Annotated in this window: 19 protein-coding genes and 2 riboswitches; of the genes, 12 read left to right on the forward strand and 7 right to left on the reverse strand. The window is 64.0% G+C overall.

Features of this window, described 5'->3' with window-relative positions:
* Window positions 1-4: 4 nt before the first annotated feature.
* Complete coding sequence (locus QM588_RS19195; protein ID WP_032364957.1) at window positions 5-418, forward strand: rhodanese-like domain-containing protein; 414 nt, start codon at window positions 5-7, stop codon at window positions 416-418.
* Window positions 415-1,638: an O-succinylhomoserine sulfhydrylase gene (locus QM588_RS19200; protein WP_283315696.1), complete on the forward strand. Its 1,224-nt coding sequence runs from the start codon at window positions 415-417 to the stop codon at window positions 1,636-1,638. Before QM588_RS19195 ends, QM588_RS19200 begins: the two co-directional genes overlap by 4 nt.
* A 5-nt stretch (window positions 1,639-1,643) precedes the next feature.
* Here QM588_RS19200 and QM588_RS19205 read toward each other — a convergent pair whose 3' ends face one another.
* The 5 genes from QM588_RS19205 to QM588_RS19225 form a co-directional block, all read right to left on the reverse strand.
* Complete coding sequence (locus tag QM588_RS19205; RefSeq protein ID WP_283315698.1) at window positions 1,644-2,717, reverse strand: isochorismate synthase; 1,074 nt, start codon at window positions 2,715-2,717, stop codon at window positions 1,644-1,646.
* The gene (locus tag QM588_RS19210; protein ID WP_068053998.1) at window positions 2,717-3,475 is read right to left on the reverse strand and encodes an HAD-IIA family hydrolase; all 759 of its coding nucleotides are present in this window, start codon (window positions 3,473-3,475) and stop codon (window positions 2,717-2,719) included. Before QM588_RS19210 ends, QM588_RS19205 begins: the two co-directional genes overlap by 1 nt.
* Before the next feature lie 90 nt (window positions 3,476-3,565).
* Window positions 3,566-3,907 carry a WhiB family transcriptional regulator gene (locus QM588_RS19215; protein ID WP_442972946.1) on the reverse strand — a complete coding sequence of 114 codons (342 nt, stop codon included), beginning with the start codon at window positions 3,905-3,907 and terminating at the stop codon, window positions 3,566-3,568.
* Between the two features lie 127 nt (window positions 3,908-4,034).
* The gene (locus QM588_RS19220) at window positions 4,035-4,193 is read right to left on the reverse strand and encodes a hypothetical protein (RefSeq protein ID WP_283315700.1); all 159 of its coding nucleotides are present in this window, start codon (window positions 4,191-4,193) and stop codon (window positions 4,035-4,037) included.
* A gap of 286 nt (window positions 4,194-4,479) precedes the next feature.
* Window positions 4,480-5,676 carry a hypothetical protein gene (locus QM588_RS19225; protein ID WP_283315702.1) on the reverse strand — a complete coding sequence of 399 codons (1,197 nt, stop codon included), beginning with the start codon at window positions 5,674-5,676 and terminating at the stop codon, window positions 4,480-4,482.
* A gap of 234 nt (window positions 5,677-5,910) precedes the next feature.
* Window positions 5,911-6,004, forward strand: a riboswitch (SAM riboswitch).
* Between the two features lie 213 nt (window positions 6,005-6,217).
* Between QM588_RS19225 and QM588_RS19230 the strand changes: the two genes are divergently transcribed.
* The 4 genes from QM588_RS19230 to QM588_RS19245 all read left to right on the forward strand — a co-directional run bounded on the left by QM588_RS19230 (window position 6,218) and on the right by QM588_RS19245 (window position 9,489).
* Window positions 6,218-7,078 carry an amino acid ABC transporter permease gene (locus QM588_RS19230; protein WP_283315904.1) on the forward strand — a complete coding sequence of 287 codons (861 nt, stop codon included), beginning with the start codon at window positions 6,218-6,220 and terminating at the stop codon, window positions 7,076-7,078.
* Complete coding sequence (locus QM588_RS19235) at window positions 7,075-7,872, forward strand: amino acid ABC transporter ATP-binding protein (protein WP_283315704.1); 798 nt, start codon at window positions 7,075-7,077, stop codon at window positions 7,870-7,872. The genes QM588_RS19230 and QM588_RS19235 overlap by 4 nt, the downstream gene beginning before the upstream one ends.
* A gap of 42 nt (window positions 7,873-7,914) precedes the next feature.
* Window positions 7,915-8,889: an ABC transporter substrate-binding protein gene (locus QM588_RS19240; RefSeq protein WP_283315705.1), complete on the forward strand. Its 975-nt coding sequence runs from the start codon at window positions 7,915-7,917 to the stop codon at window positions 8,887-8,889.
* A 75-nt stretch (window positions 8,890-8,964) separates the two neighbouring features.
* Window positions 8,965-9,489 carry a GNAT family N-acetyltransferase gene (locus QM588_RS19245; RefSeq protein ID WP_283315708.1) on the forward strand — a complete coding sequence of 175 codons (525 nt, stop codon included), beginning with the start codon at window positions 8,965-8,967 and terminating at the stop codon, window positions 9,487-9,489.
* 61 nt (window positions 9,490-9,550) lie between these two features.
* Here the strand turns inward: QM588_RS19245 and QM588_RS19250 are convergent, their stop codons facing one another.
* Window positions 9,551-9,889: a TfoX/Sxy family protein gene (locus QM588_RS19250; RefSeq protein ID WP_283315709.1), complete on the reverse strand. Its 339-nt coding sequence runs from the start codon at window positions 9,887-9,889 to the stop codon at window positions 9,551-9,553.
* Between the two features lie 146 nt (window positions 9,890-10,035).
* Window positions 10,036-11,910: an HNH endonuclease signature motif containing protein gene (locus QM588_RS19255; protein WP_283315710.1), complete on the reverse strand. Its 1,875-nt coding sequence runs from the start codon at window positions 11,908-11,910 to the stop codon at window positions 10,036-10,038.
* 322 nt (window positions 11,911-12,232) lie between these two features.
* On the opposite strand from QM588_RS19255, the gene QM588_RS19260 reads away from it, so the two are divergent.
* The 6 genes from QM588_RS19260 (at window position 12,233) to QM588_RS19285 (ending at window position 19,348) form a co-directional block, all read left to right on the forward strand.
* Entirely contained in the window at window positions 12,233-12,787 is a 555-nt protein-coding gene (locus QM588_RS19260) for a hypothetical protein (RefSeq protein WP_283315711.1), read from the forward strand.
* 103 nt (window positions 12,788-12,890) lie between these two features.
* Window positions 12,891-12,984: riboswitch (SAM riboswitch) on the forward strand.
* Between the two features lie 244 nt (window positions 12,985-13,228).
* Window positions 13,229-14,815 (forward strand): ABC transporter substrate-binding protein, encoded by a 1,587-nt coding sequence (locus QM588_RS19265; protein WP_283315905.1) that lies wholly within the window; start codon window positions 13,229-13,231, stop codon window positions 14,813-14,815.
* The gene (locus QM588_RS19270; protein WP_283315714.1) at window positions 14,812-15,792 is read left to right on the forward strand and encodes an ABC transporter permease; all 981 of its coding nucleotides are present in this window, start codon (window positions 14,812-14,814) and stop codon (window positions 15,790-15,792) included. Before QM588_RS19265 ends, QM588_RS19270 begins: the two co-directional genes overlap by 4 nt.
* On the forward strand, window positions 15,785-16,681 hold the full coding sequence (locus QM588_RS19275; protein ID WP_283315716.1) for an ABC transporter permease: 897 nt from the start codon (window positions 15,785-15,787) through the stop codon (window positions 16,679-16,681). The genes QM588_RS19270 and QM588_RS19275 overlap by 8 nt, the downstream gene beginning before the upstream one ends.
* Window positions 16,678-18,276, forward strand: coding sequence for a dipeptide ABC transporter ATP-binding protein (locus QM588_RS19280; protein WP_283315718.1), 1,599 nt, complete (start codon window positions 16,678-16,680; stop codon window positions 18,274-18,276). Before QM588_RS19275 ends, QM588_RS19280 begins: the two co-directional genes overlap by 4 nt.
* Window positions 18,269-19,348, forward strand: a complete 1,080-nt coding sequence (locus QM588_RS19285; RefSeq protein ID WP_283315719.1) for an LLM class flavin-dependent oxidoreductase — start codon at window positions 18,269-18,271, stop codon at window positions 19,346-19,348. The genes QM588_RS19280 and QM588_RS19285 overlap by 8 nt, the downstream gene beginning before the upstream one ends.

Consider the following 19,348-nt stretch of genomic DNA (forward strand, 5'->3'; position numbering starts at 1 on the left):
TCCAGTGACCTACGCAGGTGACATAACCCCGCAGGCGGCGTGGGAGTTGTTGCAGAGCAACCCCGATGCCGTTCTCGTCGACGTCCGCACGCATGCCGAGTGGCAGTACGTCGGCGTACCCGACACCTCCGGCATCGATCGCCCGACCCACCTGATCGAGTGGGTGAGCTACCCCGACGGCGCTCGCAACACCGACTTCGTCGACGAGCTGAAAGCCGCAGGCGTGGACGGCGATCGTCCGGTCGTGTTCCTGTGCCGCTCCGGTCAGCGATCCATCGGTGCGGCCGAGGCCGCCACGGCTGCGGGAATCGGCCCGTCCTACAACGTGCTCGACGGTTTCGAAGGTGCCACCGATGCCGACGGCCACCGCGGTGCCGTGGGTTGGCGTGCGGTCGGGTTGCCCTGGAGGCAGTCGTGACGAACATTCCCAGAGGCGGGGGTTTTCAGAAGCCGCTACCCGACGGTGTGGGTCAGGGAACGCTGGGTGTACGCGGCGGTCTGATGCGATCGGGCTTCGACGAGAACGCCGAAGCGCTGTATCTCACTTCGGGTTTCGTCTACGAGAGTGCCGGTGCCGCCGAGCGGGCGTTCACCGGTGACATCGATCATTTCGTCTATTCGCGCTACGGCAACCCGACGGTCAAGATGTTCGAGGAGCGGTTGCGGCTGATCGAGGGTGCCGAGGCGTGCTTCGGCACGTCGAGTGGAATGTCGGCAGTGTTCACCGCGCTCGGCGCATTGTTGAAAGCCGGCGACCGATTGGTCGCTGCGCGTAGCCTTTTCGGCTCTTGTTTCGTGGTGTGCAACGAGATTCTGCCGCGCTGGGGCGTGGAGACCGTCTTTGTCGACGGTGAGGACCTCGAGCAGTGGGAGCAGGCACTCTCGGTGCCGACAACCGCGGTGTTCTTCGAGACCCCGTCCAATCCGATGCAGTCGCTCGTCGACGTCAGGCGGGTGTCCGAGATGGCGCACGCCGCCGGCGCAACGGTGGTGTTGGACAACGTGTTCGCGACGCCTCTGCTGCAGCGCAGCCTCGAACTCGGTGCCGACGTGGTGGTGTATTCCGGCACCAAGCACATCGACGGCCAGGGGCGGGTGCTCGGCGGCGCTATCCTGGGATCGAAGGAGTACATCGACGGGCCGGTGCAGACTCTGATGCGGCACACCGGGCCTGCCCTGAGCCCGTTCAATGCGTGGACGTTGCTCAAGGGACTCGAGACCATGCCGGTGCGCGTGCGGCATTCGGTGAACTCCGCACTGCAGATCGCCGAGTTCCTCGAAGGGCATTCGGCGGTGCGGTGGGTCAAATACCCGTTCCTGCAATCACATCCACAGTACGAGCTGGCGACGTCGCAGATGTCGGGCGGCGGCACGGTCGTCACGTTCGAGCTCGATGCCCCCGAGGGCGGAGGCAAGCAGCGTGCCTTCGAGTTGCTCGACGGCTTGAAGATCGTGGACATCTCGAACAACCTCGGCGATTCCAAAACGCTCATCACCCATCCGGCCACCACGACGCACCGCGCGATGGGGCCGGAAGGTCGTGCCGCAGTGGGCATCACCGATGGCGTCGTGCGGATCTCCATCGGTCTCGAAGACACCGAGGACCTGATCGGGGATCTGGACCAGGCGTTGAAGTAGCTGGGTCAGTTCTCGAAGACGCTGAGTACCGTTCTGAACTTCGCCGTGGTTTCGTCCAGTTCGGCGTCGGGGTCGGAATCTGCGACGATGCCGCCACCGGCAGTGGCCGTTCCGGTCAGCCCATCCGCCGAGAGCTCGATGCAGCGAATGGTCACCATCCATTCGCCGTCGCCGCTGCCGTCGGTCCATCCGACGGCTCCGGCATAGAAGCCGCGGGAGCCCTCGACGTCTGCGATCGCAGCCATGGCCGCGGCTCGGGGAACGCCGGCGACGGCAGCGGTGGGATGCAGCGCCAGCGCGAGGTCCAGCGCCGAGGTCGCGGGATCGGCCAGGGTTCCGATGATGGGCGTCGACAGGTGCCACAGCTGCGGAGTGCTGCTGAGTTGGGGCGACTCGGGCACCTCCAGCGTCTCGCAGAACGGTGCCAATGCGGCTCGGATCTCGTCGACGACGAATCGATGTTCGGCCTGATCCTTCGCACTCGCCGCCAATGCCGCGGAAATACGCGCTTCTTCATCGGGATCGGCGGATCGTGCTGCTGTCCCCGCGAACGGATGGCAGCTGACGATGTTGCCGCGCTTGCGAACCAACAGTTCCGGGCTCGAACCGACGATGTGTCGACCGGCAGGCGCGGCGGGGGACAGGTCGGCCAGAAAACCGTTGCCCATCGGATCGCGGGAGACCAACGCGCTCAACACCGAGACAGGTTCGATCGGTGAATCCGCGGTCACCTCGATGGCCCGCGCGAGCACGATCTTCTCGGCCACACCGGCTTTCAACTGCTCGACGACATCCCGCACCCGCTGCACGTGAACGTCCGGGTCGGGAATCTGCCGCGCAACGGTGACGGTCGGCAGAGGCGGGAGAGCGTCGACCGTTGCCCACGGTCCGTCGAGTCGATAGAACTCCTCCGGCTCGATCAACGCGGTGGCGTCGGACATGTCGAACGGGAGCGCGCCGACCACGTTTCGGCCCTCCCGCACCGCGGCCACCGCGTCGGCGATATCGGGCAGAGCGTGCCGGACACCCCGTCCGACGACGTGGTGGTCCTGCCGGGACAGAACGAATTCGAGTGTCATCAGAACGGGTTCTGTGTGCGGCCCACCAGGTCTGCGACGGAATCGAGAACTTTGGTCGGACGGTAGGGGTACTGCTCGACGGACTGCACGGTCGAAATCCCGGTCAACACCAGGATGGTCTGCAACCCGGCTTCCAGACCGGACAGCACGTCGGTGTCCATCCGGTCGCCGATCATCAGCGTGTTCTCGGAGTGCCCACCGATGGCGCGCAGAGCCGAACGCATCATCAACGCGTTGGGCTTGCCCACGTAGTACGGCTCTTTGCCCGTCGCCTTGGTGATGAGTGCGGCAACCGAACCGGTCGCTGGCAGCGAACCCTCGCGCGACGGACCGGTCGCGTCGGGGTTGGTGGCGATGAAGCGCGAACCCTTCTCGACCAAGCGAATGGCGGTGGTGATGGCCTCGAACGAGTACGTGCGGGTCTCCCCGAGCACCACGTAGTCGGGGCTGGAGTCGGTGAGGGTATAGCCGATGTCGTGCAGGGCCGTGGTCAGACCCGACTCGCCGACGACATAGGCGCTGCCGCCGGGCCGCTGATTTCCGAGGAACGTCGCGGTGGCCAGAGCGGAGGTCCAGATGGACTTCTCGGGAATGTCCAAACCGGTGAATGCGAGACGTGCGCGCAGGTCACGGGGGGTACGAATCGAATTGTTCGTCAACACGATGAACGGAATCTCGTTGGCCTGCAGTTCGGCGAGGAACGTGTCGGCACCGGGGATCAGGTGATCCTCGTGGACCAGAACTCCGTCCATGTCCATCAGGTACGTCCACGGCAGGGGCTTCTCGATATCGGTCACCCCTCCATTGTGGACCATCCGGCGAGCTGCGGACCATCTTCTGGTCGCGGCCTAACTCGCCCGTCGCTCGTGGTCGCGTCGCGAGTTGGCCCAATGCACCAGCCGTTCGCGAGCCGTCATGCCGCCCCACACCCCGAACGGTTCGTTGGCTGCCAACGCGAACCGCTTGCACGCGTCGAGCACTTCGCAGCCGGCGCACACCTGCTTGGCGCGATCCTCGCGTTGGCGACGCGCCGTTCGCCCCTCACCCGAGGGGGAGAAAAAGATCTCCGAATCCTGACCCCGGCACAGTGCATCGAGCTGCCAGTCCCAGGATTCAGCTGTGGAGGAGGAGATCCTGCGTTCGATCATGGCGATTGCGGTGTTCTTCGATTGTGCAGATTCGTTCGGCATCGTGGCGACCCATTCCTTTCGTCGACGCTGCGCGAGACTGCTCCCGCACGCGGCCATTCGTCAGGAACTCTCGCCGCGTCGAGGGCGCGAGGCAACGGTTGAAATCAGGGTGATTCGAGACCGCGGTTCAGGACACGTCGGGGGTGTACCGATAGAGGGCGTTCACTCGGTCGTCCAGCACGAACAGCGGAAGGATCACAGCCTGGATCGCGGCGACCGCAGCAGGGAGATAGTCGCCTGCGACGACACACATGAGACTGCCGAGACCGAACACGAGCAGTGTCATACGGGGAAGAAGCCACGTCGGCTTCCGGTCAGTTCGCCTGAGCGCGTGCAGAATTGCGGCTGCGACCGCCACGAGGATGGCGCTGTGAGCGGCCAGGCGTATCGAATCGGACGTGTCGATACGCCTGGAATGTGCCGATCACCACCAGCGATCCGAGAAAAACAACACTCGCTGCGTTCAACTGCTGATAGCGCGGCGTTTTTCGAAAGCCGTCGTCACCGATCCCGGCTTTTCGGACATGCATAAGCCGAATTCTCGCACGAGGGTGGTGGAGTTCGCCGACCCTCTACAGATCCAACCCGGGGGCGGTTGCGAGCTCGACGAGCGATTCGACTGCGATCGTGTCGTCGAAACGGAACTGCACCAGCGTGTTCGACGGCCGGAGCACACTGAGCCACTCGGTCGGTTCCGTCCCGATCGTGCGCATGTCGGACCTGCGGGTCACCACTGTGCCGTCGGGTAGAACACTGCGCAGCACGTCCGGATCGTCGGGCCACTCCACGTTGTCCTCGACGGATATCTCGACGTTCACCTGTGCGGTGCCGCGCGAGCTGGTGAGAACGACTGCATTGCAGGCGCTTCCGCTTCCATAGGTGCCCGGCATCAGGTCGCCCACAGCGATATCGGTCGATGTGTTCGGAAACGCGGTTTCCCACCGCGCCTGGAGTGCCGATCCGATGCGCTCGACCACATCGCGCGGCAGTGGGGGAACGGGGTACTCGCGCGATGGTCCACAGTCGGCGCGTGCTGGTTTCGTACCTTCGGGGACGCGTGCGCTCACCCGCAGTTCGGGATTCGAGACGATGTCGCGGAGTTCGTCGGCCTCGAGGGGGAGTTCGGCCTCGTCCCCTTCGTTCGAAGTCCGTGCATGGACGATGGTGTCCGGGAAGTATGCGGTCGCTGTGCGCCGATGCGTCGATACCCCGTCGTACTCGGACACCGCATCCAGCGCATCGACAACGGTGCCGTCGGGCAGCACGATCCGTTCGTCGACCGATCCCTCGGTGCACGGTGGAATCGCATCGTCCCATGCCTCTGCTGAGACCTGCAGTGGTGCAGCGACTCCTGCACGATCGACGACCCCGGATGCCGTGCTGTCCCCACTGAGGTCCTCGACGGTCATGCCGCCCGACAGTTCGGCCTTCTTCGAGTAGATCTGCATCGGTTGGAACACCAGTGAATTCGAGGGGGAAGCGAACTCCACTTCGACGTCTGTGGGCAACGAGCGAACCAGGGACTCCGACATCGCCGACGCCTTCTCGGCCGTCAGCCACGGGTAGTCGGGGTTGTCGTACTTACCTGGGTAGGAACCGGTGAAGAAGGAGAACGTCTCGCCGGCGGGAACTACGACGTCACAACCCGGTATGTCTCCGACCTCGGGCGAATCAAGGGTGATTCCGGCTGCCACACAGCCCACGGCGACGATCGCAGCGACGACCACGGCGTCGATCCGGACTCCACCGCGCCGCATGTCGATTCGCACACGGTAAGCCTAATCGGTGATCGATTGGCTCATGAGTAGTGCGCAATTCCCGGTTCCGGCCGGAGACCTGCTCTCCACATCCAACGGCCCGCGCCGAATCCGGCGGCCCGGTACCGGGGTATTTTTGGCTGACACTCGGCGAACATCGCCGGTGGCAAGGGTTGAAATCATCGTGATTGAAACCGAATGCGTACGTGCACTTGACTTCTCGATAGATTTGTCTGTACGTTCCTGTCACCATCCAGAGCGACCGAGAGACCTTGGCTCGATGACGTCGCAGCAACCCCGCCCTGAGGCGTGTGGGTGCTACCGCCAGGACCGATGGAGGCGCGACCGATGAACATCTGTATCTGTACGCACGCGTGATCGATCGGCGTACTCACAGCACGAAATCCTCGAAAGGCAACCCAGCGATGATCGCTGCCCATCCGACCCGGCGGTTCCGGTGACTCAACTCGACTCTCGTCCCGTTGTGGATACGACGGACGACATTCCCGACGAACAACTCGTCGTTGCACGCACGTGGCACCCGTGGCGCTGGGTGATCGGAGTCGCCACTCTGATCGTGGTCGGTCAGTTCCTGCACGGCTTCGTCACTAACCCCGGCTGGGATTGGGACACCTTCGCTCAGTACTTCACTGCGGCATCGGTGATGTCGGCGCTGTGGTTGACCATCCAGCTCACCTTCTGGGGCACGCTGATCGGCTTCGCCATAGGTATCGGCCTGGCGGTAGCGCGGCTGTCCGACAATCCTGTGTTGCAGGTTATCTCCTGGTTCTACATCTGGGCCTTCCGTTCCATCCCGTTGATCGTGCAGCTTCTGTTCTGGTTCAATATTGCGTACCTGTATCAGACTCTGTCTTTGGGAATTCCGTTCGGTCCCAGCTTCTTCCAGTTCGACGTCAACAACGTCATCAGTGGATCGACGGCGGCCATCATCGGGCTGGCCCTGCACCAAGCGGCCTACTCCGCCGAGATCGTTCGGGCCGGTATCATCTCGGTGGACCAGGGGCAACTCGAAGCAGCAGCAGCGCTGGGTATTCCGAAGAGACGGGAGTTCTTCAAGATCGTTCTGCCGCAGGCGATGCGAGGGATTCTCCCCAACGCGGCCAACGAGGTGATCTCTCTGTTCAAAGGTACGTCGATCGTGTCGGTCATGGCCATCGCCGAATTGTTCTACCAGGTGCAGGTCATTTACGGACGCAACGGACGCGTGGTTCCGCTGCTCATGGTCGCGACCGTCTGGTACATCATTTTGACGTCGGTGCTCTCGATCGTGCAGTTCTACGTCGAGCGGCACTACGCCAAGGGCGCGGTACGCAACATTCCGCTGACGCCGATCCAACAGATTCGCCACAAGCTCTCCAACGTCACCTTCGCGCCGAGAGGGGCGACCCGATGACCACTCTCGATGCCTCCACATCCAGTGCCGCAACGAGATACGCGGTCGAGGTGCGCGGCGTCCACAAGTCCTACGGCGGGCTCGAGGTGCTCAAAGGCGTCGACCTCGTCGTACGTCCCGGTGAGGTGACCGCGATTATCGGCCCCTCGGGTTCGGGCAAGTCGACTTTGCTGCGCGCTCTGAACCATCTGGAGAAGGTGGACCAGGGCACCGTCCGGATCGACGGTGATCTGGTGGGATATCGGCGCAAAGGCAACAAACTGCACGAACTCAGCAACAAGGAGATTCTGCGGCAGCGTTCCCAGATCGGTTTCGTGTTCCAGAACTTCAATCTGTTTCCTCACCTGACGGTCCTCGAGAATGTCGTCGAAGCCCCGATCTCTGCGCAGAAACGCCCGCGTTCCGACGTCGAACCCGAAGCGCTGGCTCTCCTCGATCGAGTCGGGGTGCACTCTAAAGCGCATGACTATCCGCGACGGCTCTCCGGCGGACAACAGCAGCGGGTCGCCATCGCGCGTGCACTTGCCCTGCGTCCCACAGTCATTCTGTTCGACGAGCCGACGTCAGCCCTCGATCCCGAATTGGTGGGAGAGGTTCTCGAGGTCATCCGCGGCCTGGCGTGCGATGGTGCCACCCTGGTGATCGTCACGCACGAGGTCGGGTTCGCTCGCGAGGTCGCCGACACCGTCGTCTTCATGGATGGCGGCGTCATCGTCGAACAAGGCTCTCCTGCAGAGATTCTCGATTCACCCCAGGAGGAACGCACCAAGTCGTTCCTCGCTCACGTTCTCTAGCTCTCACTCACCCTTCACCTGCACCCACGAACGGGGAAAGTCATGTCCGGATCATCTCGTAGGCTCGCGGTAGTAGCGTCCGCATTCGCGGTCCTGGCGCTCACTGCGACTGCATGCAGCGAACCCACTGCCGAATCTCGGGTCGTCACCGATGACGGCGGAACGTTCGATCTTTCACCCGAGCAGGCCGACCGCGTTCGCGTCGAGAAGGTCGACGAGATCGCAGCCGAAGTGCCGCAAGCGATTCGCGATCGCGGCACGCTGATCGTCACCGGGGCGGGCGGTACCGCGCCACCACTGCGCTTCTACGCCACCGACGACACCACCATCGTGGGGTCCGAGGTGGACTTCTCGTACCTGATCGCCGACATTCTCGGTCTCGACGTCGATCTTCAGGTCGCAGATTGGTCACAGAACTTCGTGAAGATCGATTCCGGCGAGAACGATGTGTTCATCTCCAATGTCACCGTCACCGAGGAGCGCAAGGACAAGTACGACTTCGCGACCTATCGACTGGACAACCTCGCTTTCGAGGCGCAGAAGGACACCGATTGGACAGTCGAGAAGCGTCAGGACATCGCAGGTAAGAAGATCGGTGTCGGCTCCGGTACCAATCAAGAGCAGCTGCTGGTGGACTGGAACGAACAGAACGTAGCCGAGGGTCTGGCTCCCGCCGAGATCGCTTATTACCAGAACACCTCCGACTACTACCTGGCGCTCGGGTCAGGCCGTATCGACGGGTATCTGGGACCGAATCCGTCGGCTGTCTATCACGCGGCAACCGGCGGCGAAACAAAGATCATCGGCACGTTCTCCGGTGCCGGAGATGCGCTGCAGGGTGAAATAGCAGTTCTGACGAAGAAGGACAACGGCCTCATCGACGCCGTGCAGGACGCAGTGAACCACGCCATCGAGGACGGCAGCTATCAGAAGGTGATCGATCGTTGGGGCCTGCAGTCCGAGGCAGTGACCGAGTCCGTCATCAACCCGCCCGGGCTACCCCGCAAGGAAGGTTAGACAGCTGAGCAGGGGTGACGTCGGCCGGGGAGTTGGTCGCTGATCTGGTGGACAGGTAATCGAGACAGGAAGCACATGAGCGCGACGTTCGATGTCAACATCCGCACTGGTGACACGGGTCCAGGACGCGTGGACTTCGTCGAGGTCGATCAGCACGATCGGCTGGCGACGCCCCTGCTGCAAGAACTGGCGATCGAATATTCGTCCAGGTACGGCCGGAGCCCCGGTGTCCAATACGAGGAACTGAAGTCCTATCCCGCCCGGGAGTTCGCACCGCCGGGTGGTGTGTTGGTAATTGCCTTGGCCGATGGCGTTCCTGTCGCCGGAGGTGCGTACCGGAAATACGACTCGGAAACCGCAGAGCTCAAACGTATTTGGACATCGAAAGAGCACCGCGGCAGGGGTTTCGGCAGACTCGTCGTGGCCGAGCTGGAACGCAGCGCACGTGATCGCGGATATCGCAGGGTCTACCTGACGACCGGCTGGAATCAGCCCGAGGCCGTTGCGCTGTACCTGGCAGCTGGATACACCCCGCTCTACGACCGAAGTGTGCCGTCCAGAACAGTCGGATCGCACCCCTTCGAGAAGAGTCTCGAATGAGCCCGGTCCGGTGATGCCCACCTACGGGCTGAATGGGTGCAGTATCGCCGAGTAACGTCTGTCAGCCCGACGTGTCGGCGCTGTGTTCCAGGGCTGCACCGACCCAGAACTGCAGTGCCTGTTCGCTCGTCAGCGCTTCTGTATCGACGGTGATCCAGCCTTCACCCATCGACCGCCCCTTGCCCATGACTGCATGGTGGGCCCCATCGAGTTGAAGGTATTCGGGTTCGCGCACCCCGTCCACACGAACAAGCAAGGCACGGTTTTCGGTGCCGACACACACCACCATTCTGTCTCGCACCATGAACGCCAGACCGCCGAACATCTTCTGCTCACGCAAACTCTCCTGGTCCGAGAGAGCGTCGCGGATGCGGTCCGCAAGAAGCTCGTCGTACGCCATGCGCTCGTACTCCTCCTGTGATGGTTGTATCGATGGAACCCCCTGGTCGGGTCGAGCGCAACTGTGGGTCGACGCAATGGGGGATTCGGTGTCTGCGTTGCAGTCCTGCCGGAGGCAGGGCTGTGCCGTGGTGGTGGTGTGGGTAGTCATGCGGGTTGTCGAGGTTCCTCGTCGCCGTTGTCGCCTGTGTAGTTGTGGTGGTCGGGTGGGTAGAGGACTTCTTCTGGGTGGTGTGCGTGGTTGATCAGGCCGCGTCGTGTGGGGTCCATCCCTGTTGGTGGATGCCACAGGGTTCGGCCCGGATAGCGATGTCCTGCTGTGGTTTTGGTGGTTGCCCACTTTCCGGGGCCGGTGCCGACGAGTGCGTGGTGCATGTCGCATCCGAAGGTGAGGGAGTCGATGTCGGTGGGTCCGCCCTCGACCCAGTCGTCGAGGTGGTGGGCTTGGCACCAGGTCGCGGGGCGGGTGCAGGAGGGGAAGCTGCAGCCGCGGTCGCGGGCGATGAGGACGATGCGTTGGTCGGCGGAGGCGATGCGTTTGGATCGGCCGAGGTAGAGGGCTCTGCCGTTGTCGTCGAAGATGGTGAGGTAGTGGTGGGCGTGCGAGGCCATGCGGATGGCGTCGCGGATGGAGACGCGTGATCCGGTGGCGGTCATGGCGTAGCCGCAGGCGGCGTCGAGGTCTTTGAGGCTCATGGTGACGATGGCGGTGACGGGTAGGCCGCGGTGGGTGCCGAGGGTGCCGGAGGCGAGGGTGTGCCGGAGTGCCATTTTCAGGGCGTCGTGGCGGCGTTCGTTCTGGGTGCGTCGATCTCGTGCGGCGGCAGCGTCGCGAGCAGCGGTGTCCGATGCGTCGGCGTCGGCTTGGCCGCCGGGTTCAGCAGCGCTGCCGGAGCCGGTGGTGTCGTTGGTGTCGTTGGTGTTGGGCGTGCTGTGTGGCGTTGTGCCGCAACCACAGTCGCTGCTGTCGGTGTACTCACCCTCACCGCGGTCTTCGCCACTGCGGTCTTCGCCACTGCGGTCGTCGTCACCGTAGAAGTTGGCACCGTTGTCGTTCGTCCCATCCCACAGGTATTCGTCACCCGATCGAGCATCGCTGGATCCTGCCTCGTCGGGCATCGGCCCGGGCTTTGGCGTAGCTGCACTGCCACTCCCGCCGCCGTCCCCGCCGCCGTCCTCGTCGCCGGTGGTCTCATCCTCGTGGACGATCGATGTCGGGTCGGCGGGATTGTTCACTCCCGGCTTCGCGGCTTTCGAGAACAAGGCTTCGAGGTAGGCCCGTAGCTCCGAGTCGACGCAGAACTTTCCTTCCGACATTCCGTCGGACCCCTGCTCACCGAGGTAGAAGAACGCATCCCGCCGTTTCCGCGGCCTCGGCTTCGCGTTCTTGTCCTCGTCTTCGTCCTCGTCGAAGTCGCCGTCGGGGTCGAGGATCGAACCGAGGTGCGCCACCAACGGCGCGAAGTCGTCGGGTCGCCTCGTCGACGCCAAGCCGACCAACTGCTGTTCGGCGCGATCGCGGGTCTGCGGATCGACACTCGAGGGCAGATGGCGGAAGAATTCGCGGATCATCTGCACGTGCTGGACGTCGAGCAGTCCTGCCCGCATCGCTGCAGCGGTGTGCGGCAGCAAAGGCGGTAGCGGTTCGCCGGACAGTGCGGTGCGGTCACCCAATTCGGCGGCCAGACGTACTCGCGCCCCGGCTGTTCGTGGGGTGATCCGGATCATCCACGCCACCGAGCACGGCACCGACCCCGGATAGACGTCGAGGCCGTGCTGTGAGATCAGCTCGTTGAGCCAGGTGTGCGAATACGCGGTCACAGACCGCGACAGAGTTTCCATGCGTTGGATCACCGCACGGCGGTCGGCATTCGACCATGCCACCGACGCCTGCCCCGCCAACTCGGCGACCGCGGACTCGACACGGTCCACCAGCGCTGACAGTTCGGGATCGGACACAGCAGGGGCAGGCGGCACCGTCTCGATGCCGTCCACCCCTGATCCGCCGTCCCCCGAAAGCATGGACAGAATCTACCGCGACCCACCGACAACTATTCGAACGCACGTTCCCACATCATTTGGCTGTCGCTGCGGCCCAGCTGGAGTCGGCGCACGGCACTATGCGGCCAATTACATATGGATCCAAAGTGTGACGTTGTCGGATTTGTGCAACCACGAGTCGCAAAGATGCTGGTGGCGGCGTTCAATATCCCCCAAGGCGGACGTAACGACCACAGCAGCGTTGCTTGCATCGGTGACGAAAGCCACTGCTCGACGGTACCTCCGAATGCGACTGTCGAGCCGGTGACCAATGTTGTGTGTTGACCCAGTGGGGATGATCGACATGAACGACTCGTGTGGCTCCGCGCTTTCGTGCAGTTCGGCCAAGGACATGATCACCCGACTCCAGTTCGGCACCGCCGACCTGTGGCCAGAGGACGCGGCGCTTGCTGCCCGCTGGCGCTACATGGCCGATCTGGTCGACTCCGATCGCGGCATTCTCGCTGAGCTCCACGGTTCGGTAACGACTCCGGTGGCGGATGCTCTCGCTGCGGCTGCGGAACTGTGCAGACAATCGGCCGATGAGCCTGTGACCGCCGGAGACTGGGCGCTACTCGGACGAGCGCTGGCGTGGCTCGGCCCCGGCGGTTCCGATATCGATCGCGCGTTGCTTGCTGTGGGAGAAGAGTTGACACTGATCGGTCTCGACGGTGCGGAACAGGACTTCTCGGTCGCGACCTGGCTCTGCATGGACGTCCTCGTCCGATTCGCTCATGCCGGCGAAGCGATCGACTACTGGGTGCACCGCGTGAATGCGCCAGAGTTGAACAAGGTTGCCTCGCATGATGATTCGAGATCTTGCGCGAGTGGGAGCGCTGGACTGGCGCTGGCCGTCTGAACGGTAGGCATCGTTCCGACCGCGCTTCTCGCGTCTGTTGTCGGCGGGTTTTCCTACCCCGGTTGGCAACCGAGTCGACGCTCTCGTAGTATCGGGAACCGTAGGACCATCCAGAGCGACCGAGAGACCTGGCTCTATGACGTCGCAGCAACCCCCCGCTCGTCGGGTGAGGGTGCTACCGCCGGGACCGATGGAGGAATGCACGTGAACACCCGAGTTGCCTCAGGCTTCGTCAACGGTTGCCGCCGTCTCCATGTCGATCTGTGCCGCCTCAACGGTTCGACCTGTCGCAGCTGACCTTTCGCCGCAACTCGTACTTCACACCTCACCTCATCATCTGCGCGCACTCCTGCCTGGGCACACCCAGCTCGGACGCGGGACTGTGCGCGCGATCGACCAGATATCGGAGACACCTACGTGTCCACTCGTCCTGCATTCCTGGTGGCCGGCCTGATCGCCACTACGGCCACATTCCTCGCCGGGTGCGCCGGTGGTGCCGCCACCACGGCCGCCGATGCCGGTCCGGCTCAGCCGGGCGGGACTCTGCGTTACGGCTTGTCCGGGGCCCCGACCTGCTCGGATCCCGCCCAGTCCGGCACCAACCAGACCATCTACGTCACCCGTCAGGTCGTCGATTCACTCACCGATCAGAACCCCGAAACCGGTGAGATCGAACCGTGGCTGGCCGAGCGGTGGGAGGTCGGTCCCGACGCGAAATCCTTCACATTCACGCTGAAGGACGGCGTCACCTTCAGTGACGGCACGGTGCTCGACGCGGCGGCGGTGAAGGCGAATTTCGACGCGATCATCGGCCTCGGCGCAGCGAAGGCACCGTTGGCGGCGAGCTATCTGACCGGCTATCAGAGCGCGACGGTGGTCGACCCCTCGACGGTGCGCATCGACTTCGCAGCACCGAATGCGCAGTTCCTGCAGGCGAGTTCGACACCACAGCTCGGAATACAGGCACTCGCTACCTCGGGCCGATCGGCGGAATCGCGGTGCTTGGGAACCAACATCGGGTCCGGGCCCTTCACCTATGCCGACTACCAACAGGATCGGTCGGTCTCGTTGGCCAAGCGGACCGGATACAACTGGGGTTCAGCGGTATTCGGTCACACCGGCGAGGCCTATCTCGATCGCATCGATTTCACCATCGTGCCCGAGTCGGGCGTCCGCACGGGAAGCTTGTCCTCCGATCAACTGGACGCCGTCAGCGATGCGTTGCCGCAGGACGCTCCGCAGATCGAAGCGACCGGCGGCCGAATTCTGACCACCTCGAACCCGGGAGTCCCGTTCGGCATTCAGCCCAACGTCACGCGCGGTGCGTTGCAGGATCCCGTCGTGCGCGCCGCACTGGTGCCTGCCATCAACCGGCAGGAACTCGTCGACACCGTACTGGGACCCGATTTCGAGCCGGCCACCAGCGCGTTGGCCAGTGCGACACCGGGTTACACCGAACTCGCCGGAGTGACCTACGACCCGGACAATGCCAAGGCGTTGCTCGACGCGGCAGGGTGGGTTCCCGGATCGGACGGAATCCGTGAAAAGGACGGACAGAGGCTGAGTTTCGAGGTCATGTACTCCGCAGTGTTCGCTGGCAACCAGGCGATCCTGGAGTTGACGCAGCAGCAGCTACGTGCGGTGGGCGTCGACCTGCAGCTCGAGTTGGTCTCGACGTCCGAGGCGACAGCACGTCAAGGCACCAAGGACTACGACTCCACGTACTACAACAGCACCCGCGCCGACGGCGATATTCTGCGCACCACGTTCGCCGTCGAAGGACGTAACCTGAACGCGCGCAGCCCGATTCCCGAGCTGGATGCATCGCTGACCGATCAGCTCTCGACCACCGATGCAACGGCGCGCAACGACATCCTCGCCACCGCGCAACAGCAGGTGCTCGACAACGGACTGTGGATCCCCACGATCGAACTGTCGCAGGCCGTCGGCGCGGCGTCGAAAGTGCAGGACCTGAAGTTCGAGGCCTCCGCTCGACTGCAGTTCTTCGATACCTGGCTGAGCGCATGATCCGGTACCTCGGACAGCGCGTACTGCAGGCAGTGGCAGTGCTGTGGGCCGCGTTCACCATCTCGTTCGGCGTGCTGTTCCTGCTGCCGTCGGACCCGGTGAGTCTTGCTGTCGACTCGGCCGGCTCGGGCACACCGGTCGACGCAGCGGCCGTCGCAGAATTGCAGGCCCGCTACGGTTTGGACCAGCCGGTGTGGGTTCAGTACTGGCATTCGCTGACCGGGGCTGTGCAGGGCGACTTCGGATTGTCCATCGCCACCGGACAACCGGTGACGACGGCCATCCTCGATGCCGTGCCGAGCACGCTCGGCCTCGCAGGCACCGCACTGGTATTGGCGGTCGTGTTCGGGTCGGCACTGGCGTACGCCGCGACGTACACCCGAACGCCGTGGCTGAAGAATCTGTTGTTCGCACTCCCGCCGCTCGGGGTGGCTGTACCGACCTTCTGGGTGGGACTGCTGTTGCTGCAACTGTTCTCGTTCCAATTGAGGTGGTTCCCGGCCTTCGGCGACGCCGGAGCGGCTGCGATGGTGCTGCCTGCGGTCACATTGGCACTGCCGACCGGTGCGGTCATCGCTCAGGTGTTGGCCACCAGCATGGCGACTACCTGGAAACAGCCGTTCGTCGATGTCGCTCGCGCCAAGGGCGTCTCGCGGCTACGGGTGCAGACGCGGCATATAGCGCGGCTGTCGTCCATCCCGGCTTTCACGATCGCGGGTGTGTTGGTGGGGACGCTGCTCGCCGGATCGGTCGTCGTCGAGACGGTGTTCTCGCGGGCCGGAGTAGGGCGGCTGACCCAGACTTCGGTGTTGGCCCAGGACATTCCGGTGGTGCAGGGCATCGTGGTTCTGACCTCGCTGGTGTTCGTTCTGGTGAACCTGGCCGTGGACCTGCTGTATCCGCTGATAGACCCGCGCATCGTGCGCGAGTACAAGCCTGCGCGCGCAGTCGCGGAACCGGAGAAAGCCCATGTCTGACATCTTGATACGTGATCTCCAGATTCAGGCGGAGGCGTCTCCCAAGGCAGAGCCGCTGCCGTCGACAGCTCGGCGTCGCCGGGTGGTGCAGGACGTCCTGAAGCACGTGTGGCTTGCCTTGTCCGCGCTCGTGCTGCTGCTCGCGCTGGGATTCGCACTCTTCCCATCCGTGTTCGCGAGCGGAGACCCGTTGGTAGGCGTGCCTGCCGACAAGCTCCAGGCCCCCAGTACGGCACATTGGTTCGGCACCGACAACATCGGCCGTGACGTCTTCACCCGCGTGGTCCACGGGTCCGGTCTGTCGTTGACTGCGACACTGCTCGCGGTCGGCATCGCACTGGTCGTCGGATCGCTCATCGGCCTGATCTCCGGGGCAGTCGGGGGCTTCGTCGACGCCGTGCTGATGCGCATCGTCGATGTGCTGCTGTCGATTCCGACACTGCTGCTCTCGCTGGCCCTGGTCACAGCGCTCGGTTTCGGAACCGTCAACGTCGCTATCGCCGTGGGGGTCACCCTCATCGCCAACTTCGCCAGGGTCATGCGGTCGGAGGTGTTGCGTGTGCGTCGGTCGCTGTATGTCGAGGCGGCGTACGCCTCGGGTGTGCGATGGTTCGACGTCTTCCGCCGACACATCCTCCGCAACTCGTACGGTCCCGTGATTGCCCTCGCAGCAGTCGAATTCGGTATGGCGGTGCTCGCGGTTTCGGCGTTGAGCTTCCTGGGATTCGGCGCTGTTCCGCCTACACCGGAGTGGGGATCGCTGATCTCCGAGGGTCGGAACTTCCTCGCCACCGCCTGGTGGATGACCACCTTGCCGGGCCTGGTGATCGTGGCAGTCGTCCTGTCCGCGCACCGTCTCGGGCACGCACTCGAAAGGCGATCGGAATGACCCCCATACTCGAAGTCGACAACCTCTCGGTCGGCTACGGCACGACGACGGCCGTGCGCGGAATTTCGTTCACCGTCGAACGCGGCGAGGTACTGGCCGTCGTAGGCGAATCCGGTTCGGGAAAATCCACCATGGCACACGCGGTCATCGGCTTGCTGGCCGGCAACGGTCGGATCCGAAGTGGCTCGGTGACCTTCGACGGCCGGCGCCTGGACACCGCGTCGGACAAGACACTGAATCGGTTGCGCGGTCGGCATATCGGGCTCGTGCCGCAGGATCCGACCACCTCACTGAACCCCGTCGTACGCGTCGGAGATCAGGTGGCCGAGGTGCTCCGTGTGCACGGGCTGGCAGACCGGCGTACCGCGAAGCTCGAGGCAATACGCATTCTCACCGAGGCGGGCCTCGACAACCCCGAGGTGCGGGCACGTCAGTACCCGCAGGACCTGTCCGGTGGGCAGCGGCAGCGGGTACTGATCGGTATCGCTCTCGCCTGCCGCCCCGAACTGGTGATCGCGGACGAGCCGACCAGTGCCCTGGACGTCACCGTGCAACGACGCATCCTCGACCATCTGGATGCCCGGATTGCCGAGACAGGCGCCGCGGTTCTGCTGATCACGCACGATCTGGGCGTTGCGGCCGATCGCGCCGACCGACTGGTCGTCATGAGTGGTGGTGAGATCGTCGAAACCGGTCCGACTGCAGATGTGCTGGCGAACCCCACCCATCCCTACACACAGAAGCTGCTCGCGGCCGCGCCGTCTCTGAACTCGACGCTCCGTCCGGCCAGGACCGTGGCGGGTGATCCGATTCTGTCCGTCTCGTCGGTGTCGAAGCGTTTCGCCATCGGACGAGGCGTTCACCTGGATGCGGTGCGAGACGCCACGATCACGGTCGAGCGGGGTCGAACCGTCTCTGTCGTCGGCGAATCCGGTTCGGGGAAGTCCACCCTGGCGCGTATCGCGATCGGCCTGGAAACACCCTCCTCGGGCACGGTCACGTTCGACGGAATCGACGTGACCGGCCTTCGTGGCACGGCGAGGCGGGAGCTGCGGCGTCGAGTCCAGATCGTGTATCAGAACCCGTACGCATCACTGAACCCGAAGTTGCGCGTCGGCGAGATCGTGCGAGAACCGCTGGACGCGTTCAAGATCGGGACGTCCCGAGACCGCTCGGCGCGGGCCGCGGAACTGCTCGACCAAGTGGCCCTGAGCAGTGAACACCTGGCGCGACGCCCGGCCGAGTTGTCCGGCGGTCAGCGTCAACGCGTCGCAATCGCTCGGGCACTGGCGTTGGCACCGGAGGTGGTGGTGCTCGACGAGCCCGTATCGGCCTTGGACGTCTCGGTGCAAGCGCAAATTCTCTCGCTGCTCGGCGACCTGCAATCCGAGTTCGGTCTGAGCTATCTGTTCATTTCGCACGACCTGGCCGTGGTGCGCCAGATCAGCGACACCGTGGCTGTGATGCAGTCGGGTGTGATCGTCGAATACGGCAGCACCGCGTCGATATTCGACAACCCCCAGCAGGAGTACACCCGCGAGTTGCTCGCGGCCATCCCCGGAACAGCGACACAGAGAGTGGGTACCGGTGTCTGACAAGCTTTTCGTCACCGCAATCGAACCGAGGGGAACCGGCGCACATCCACAGGCGTGGCGGCGACAGGATTCTCGCGCCGAGGAAGTGTTCACCGCGACATTCTGGATCGAACAGCTCCGAGCGGCCGACCGGGCCGGGATCGATCTGGTCTTTCTCGCAGACTCTTTCGCTTCCCGGACCCTCGAGGCGGTTGCCGTGGCAGCCCGGGCTGCTGCGCTCACCGAACGCATCGGTTTGATCCCGACGGTCACCGTCACCCACACCGAGCCGTTCCACATCTCCAAGCAGATCGCCAGTCTGGACTTCGCCTCGCACGGTCGCGCAGGTTGGCAGGTCGAGGTGTCCGGCAGCGCGGAGCAGGCAGCACTGTTCGGGCGTAAGGGCGAGCAGGACGAAGAGAGCCTGTGGCAGGAGGCCGACGAGGCCATCGAGGTCGTCACTCGGCTGTGGGACAGCTGGGAGGACGACGCCGAGATTCGAGACGCTGCGACGGGTCGGTTCGTCGACCGAGACAAGTTGCACTTCATCGACTTTCAGGGTGAGAACTTCTCGGTCAAAGGGCCGTCCATCACGCCGAGGTCGCCTCAAGGACAGCCGCTGGTAGCAGTGCGCGCCCACGCCGCCGAGTCCACCGCGGTGGCGGCGGCCAGAGCGGACATCGTGCGTATTGCTGCGGACTCGATCGAGGACGCAGCTGCGCTTGCGGCGCGTGTTCGACGGGCCGTCGTGGCCGAGGGGCGCGACCCGGTGGACGTGTTCGTGCTACTCGACGTCGAGACCTTGGTGTCGGAGACCGCGGCCGAAGAACTGGCGCAGCTCGACAACTGGGCGGGTCGGGTACGTTCGCCGCAATCGCTGCAGTATGTGGGCGACGTCGCCGGGCTGAACTTGCTACTCGGAGCGGCCGAATCCGCGGGACTGGACGGGGTCACCCTCGTGCCGCTCGCGCTTCCGTCGGGAGTGAAGACACTCCCGGCCACGGACAGTAGAACGGGAGCGACGGTGCGCGAGCGCCTCGGCCTGGCTCGTCCGACAAATCGTTTTGCAGCACCCGAAAGGAACAGTCGGTGA

It is taken from the genome of Rhodococcus sp. IEGM 1354 (genome assembly GCF_030056855.1).
Lineage (GTDB): Bacteria > Actinomycetota > Actinomycetes > Mycobacteriales > Mycobacteriaceae > Rhodococcoides.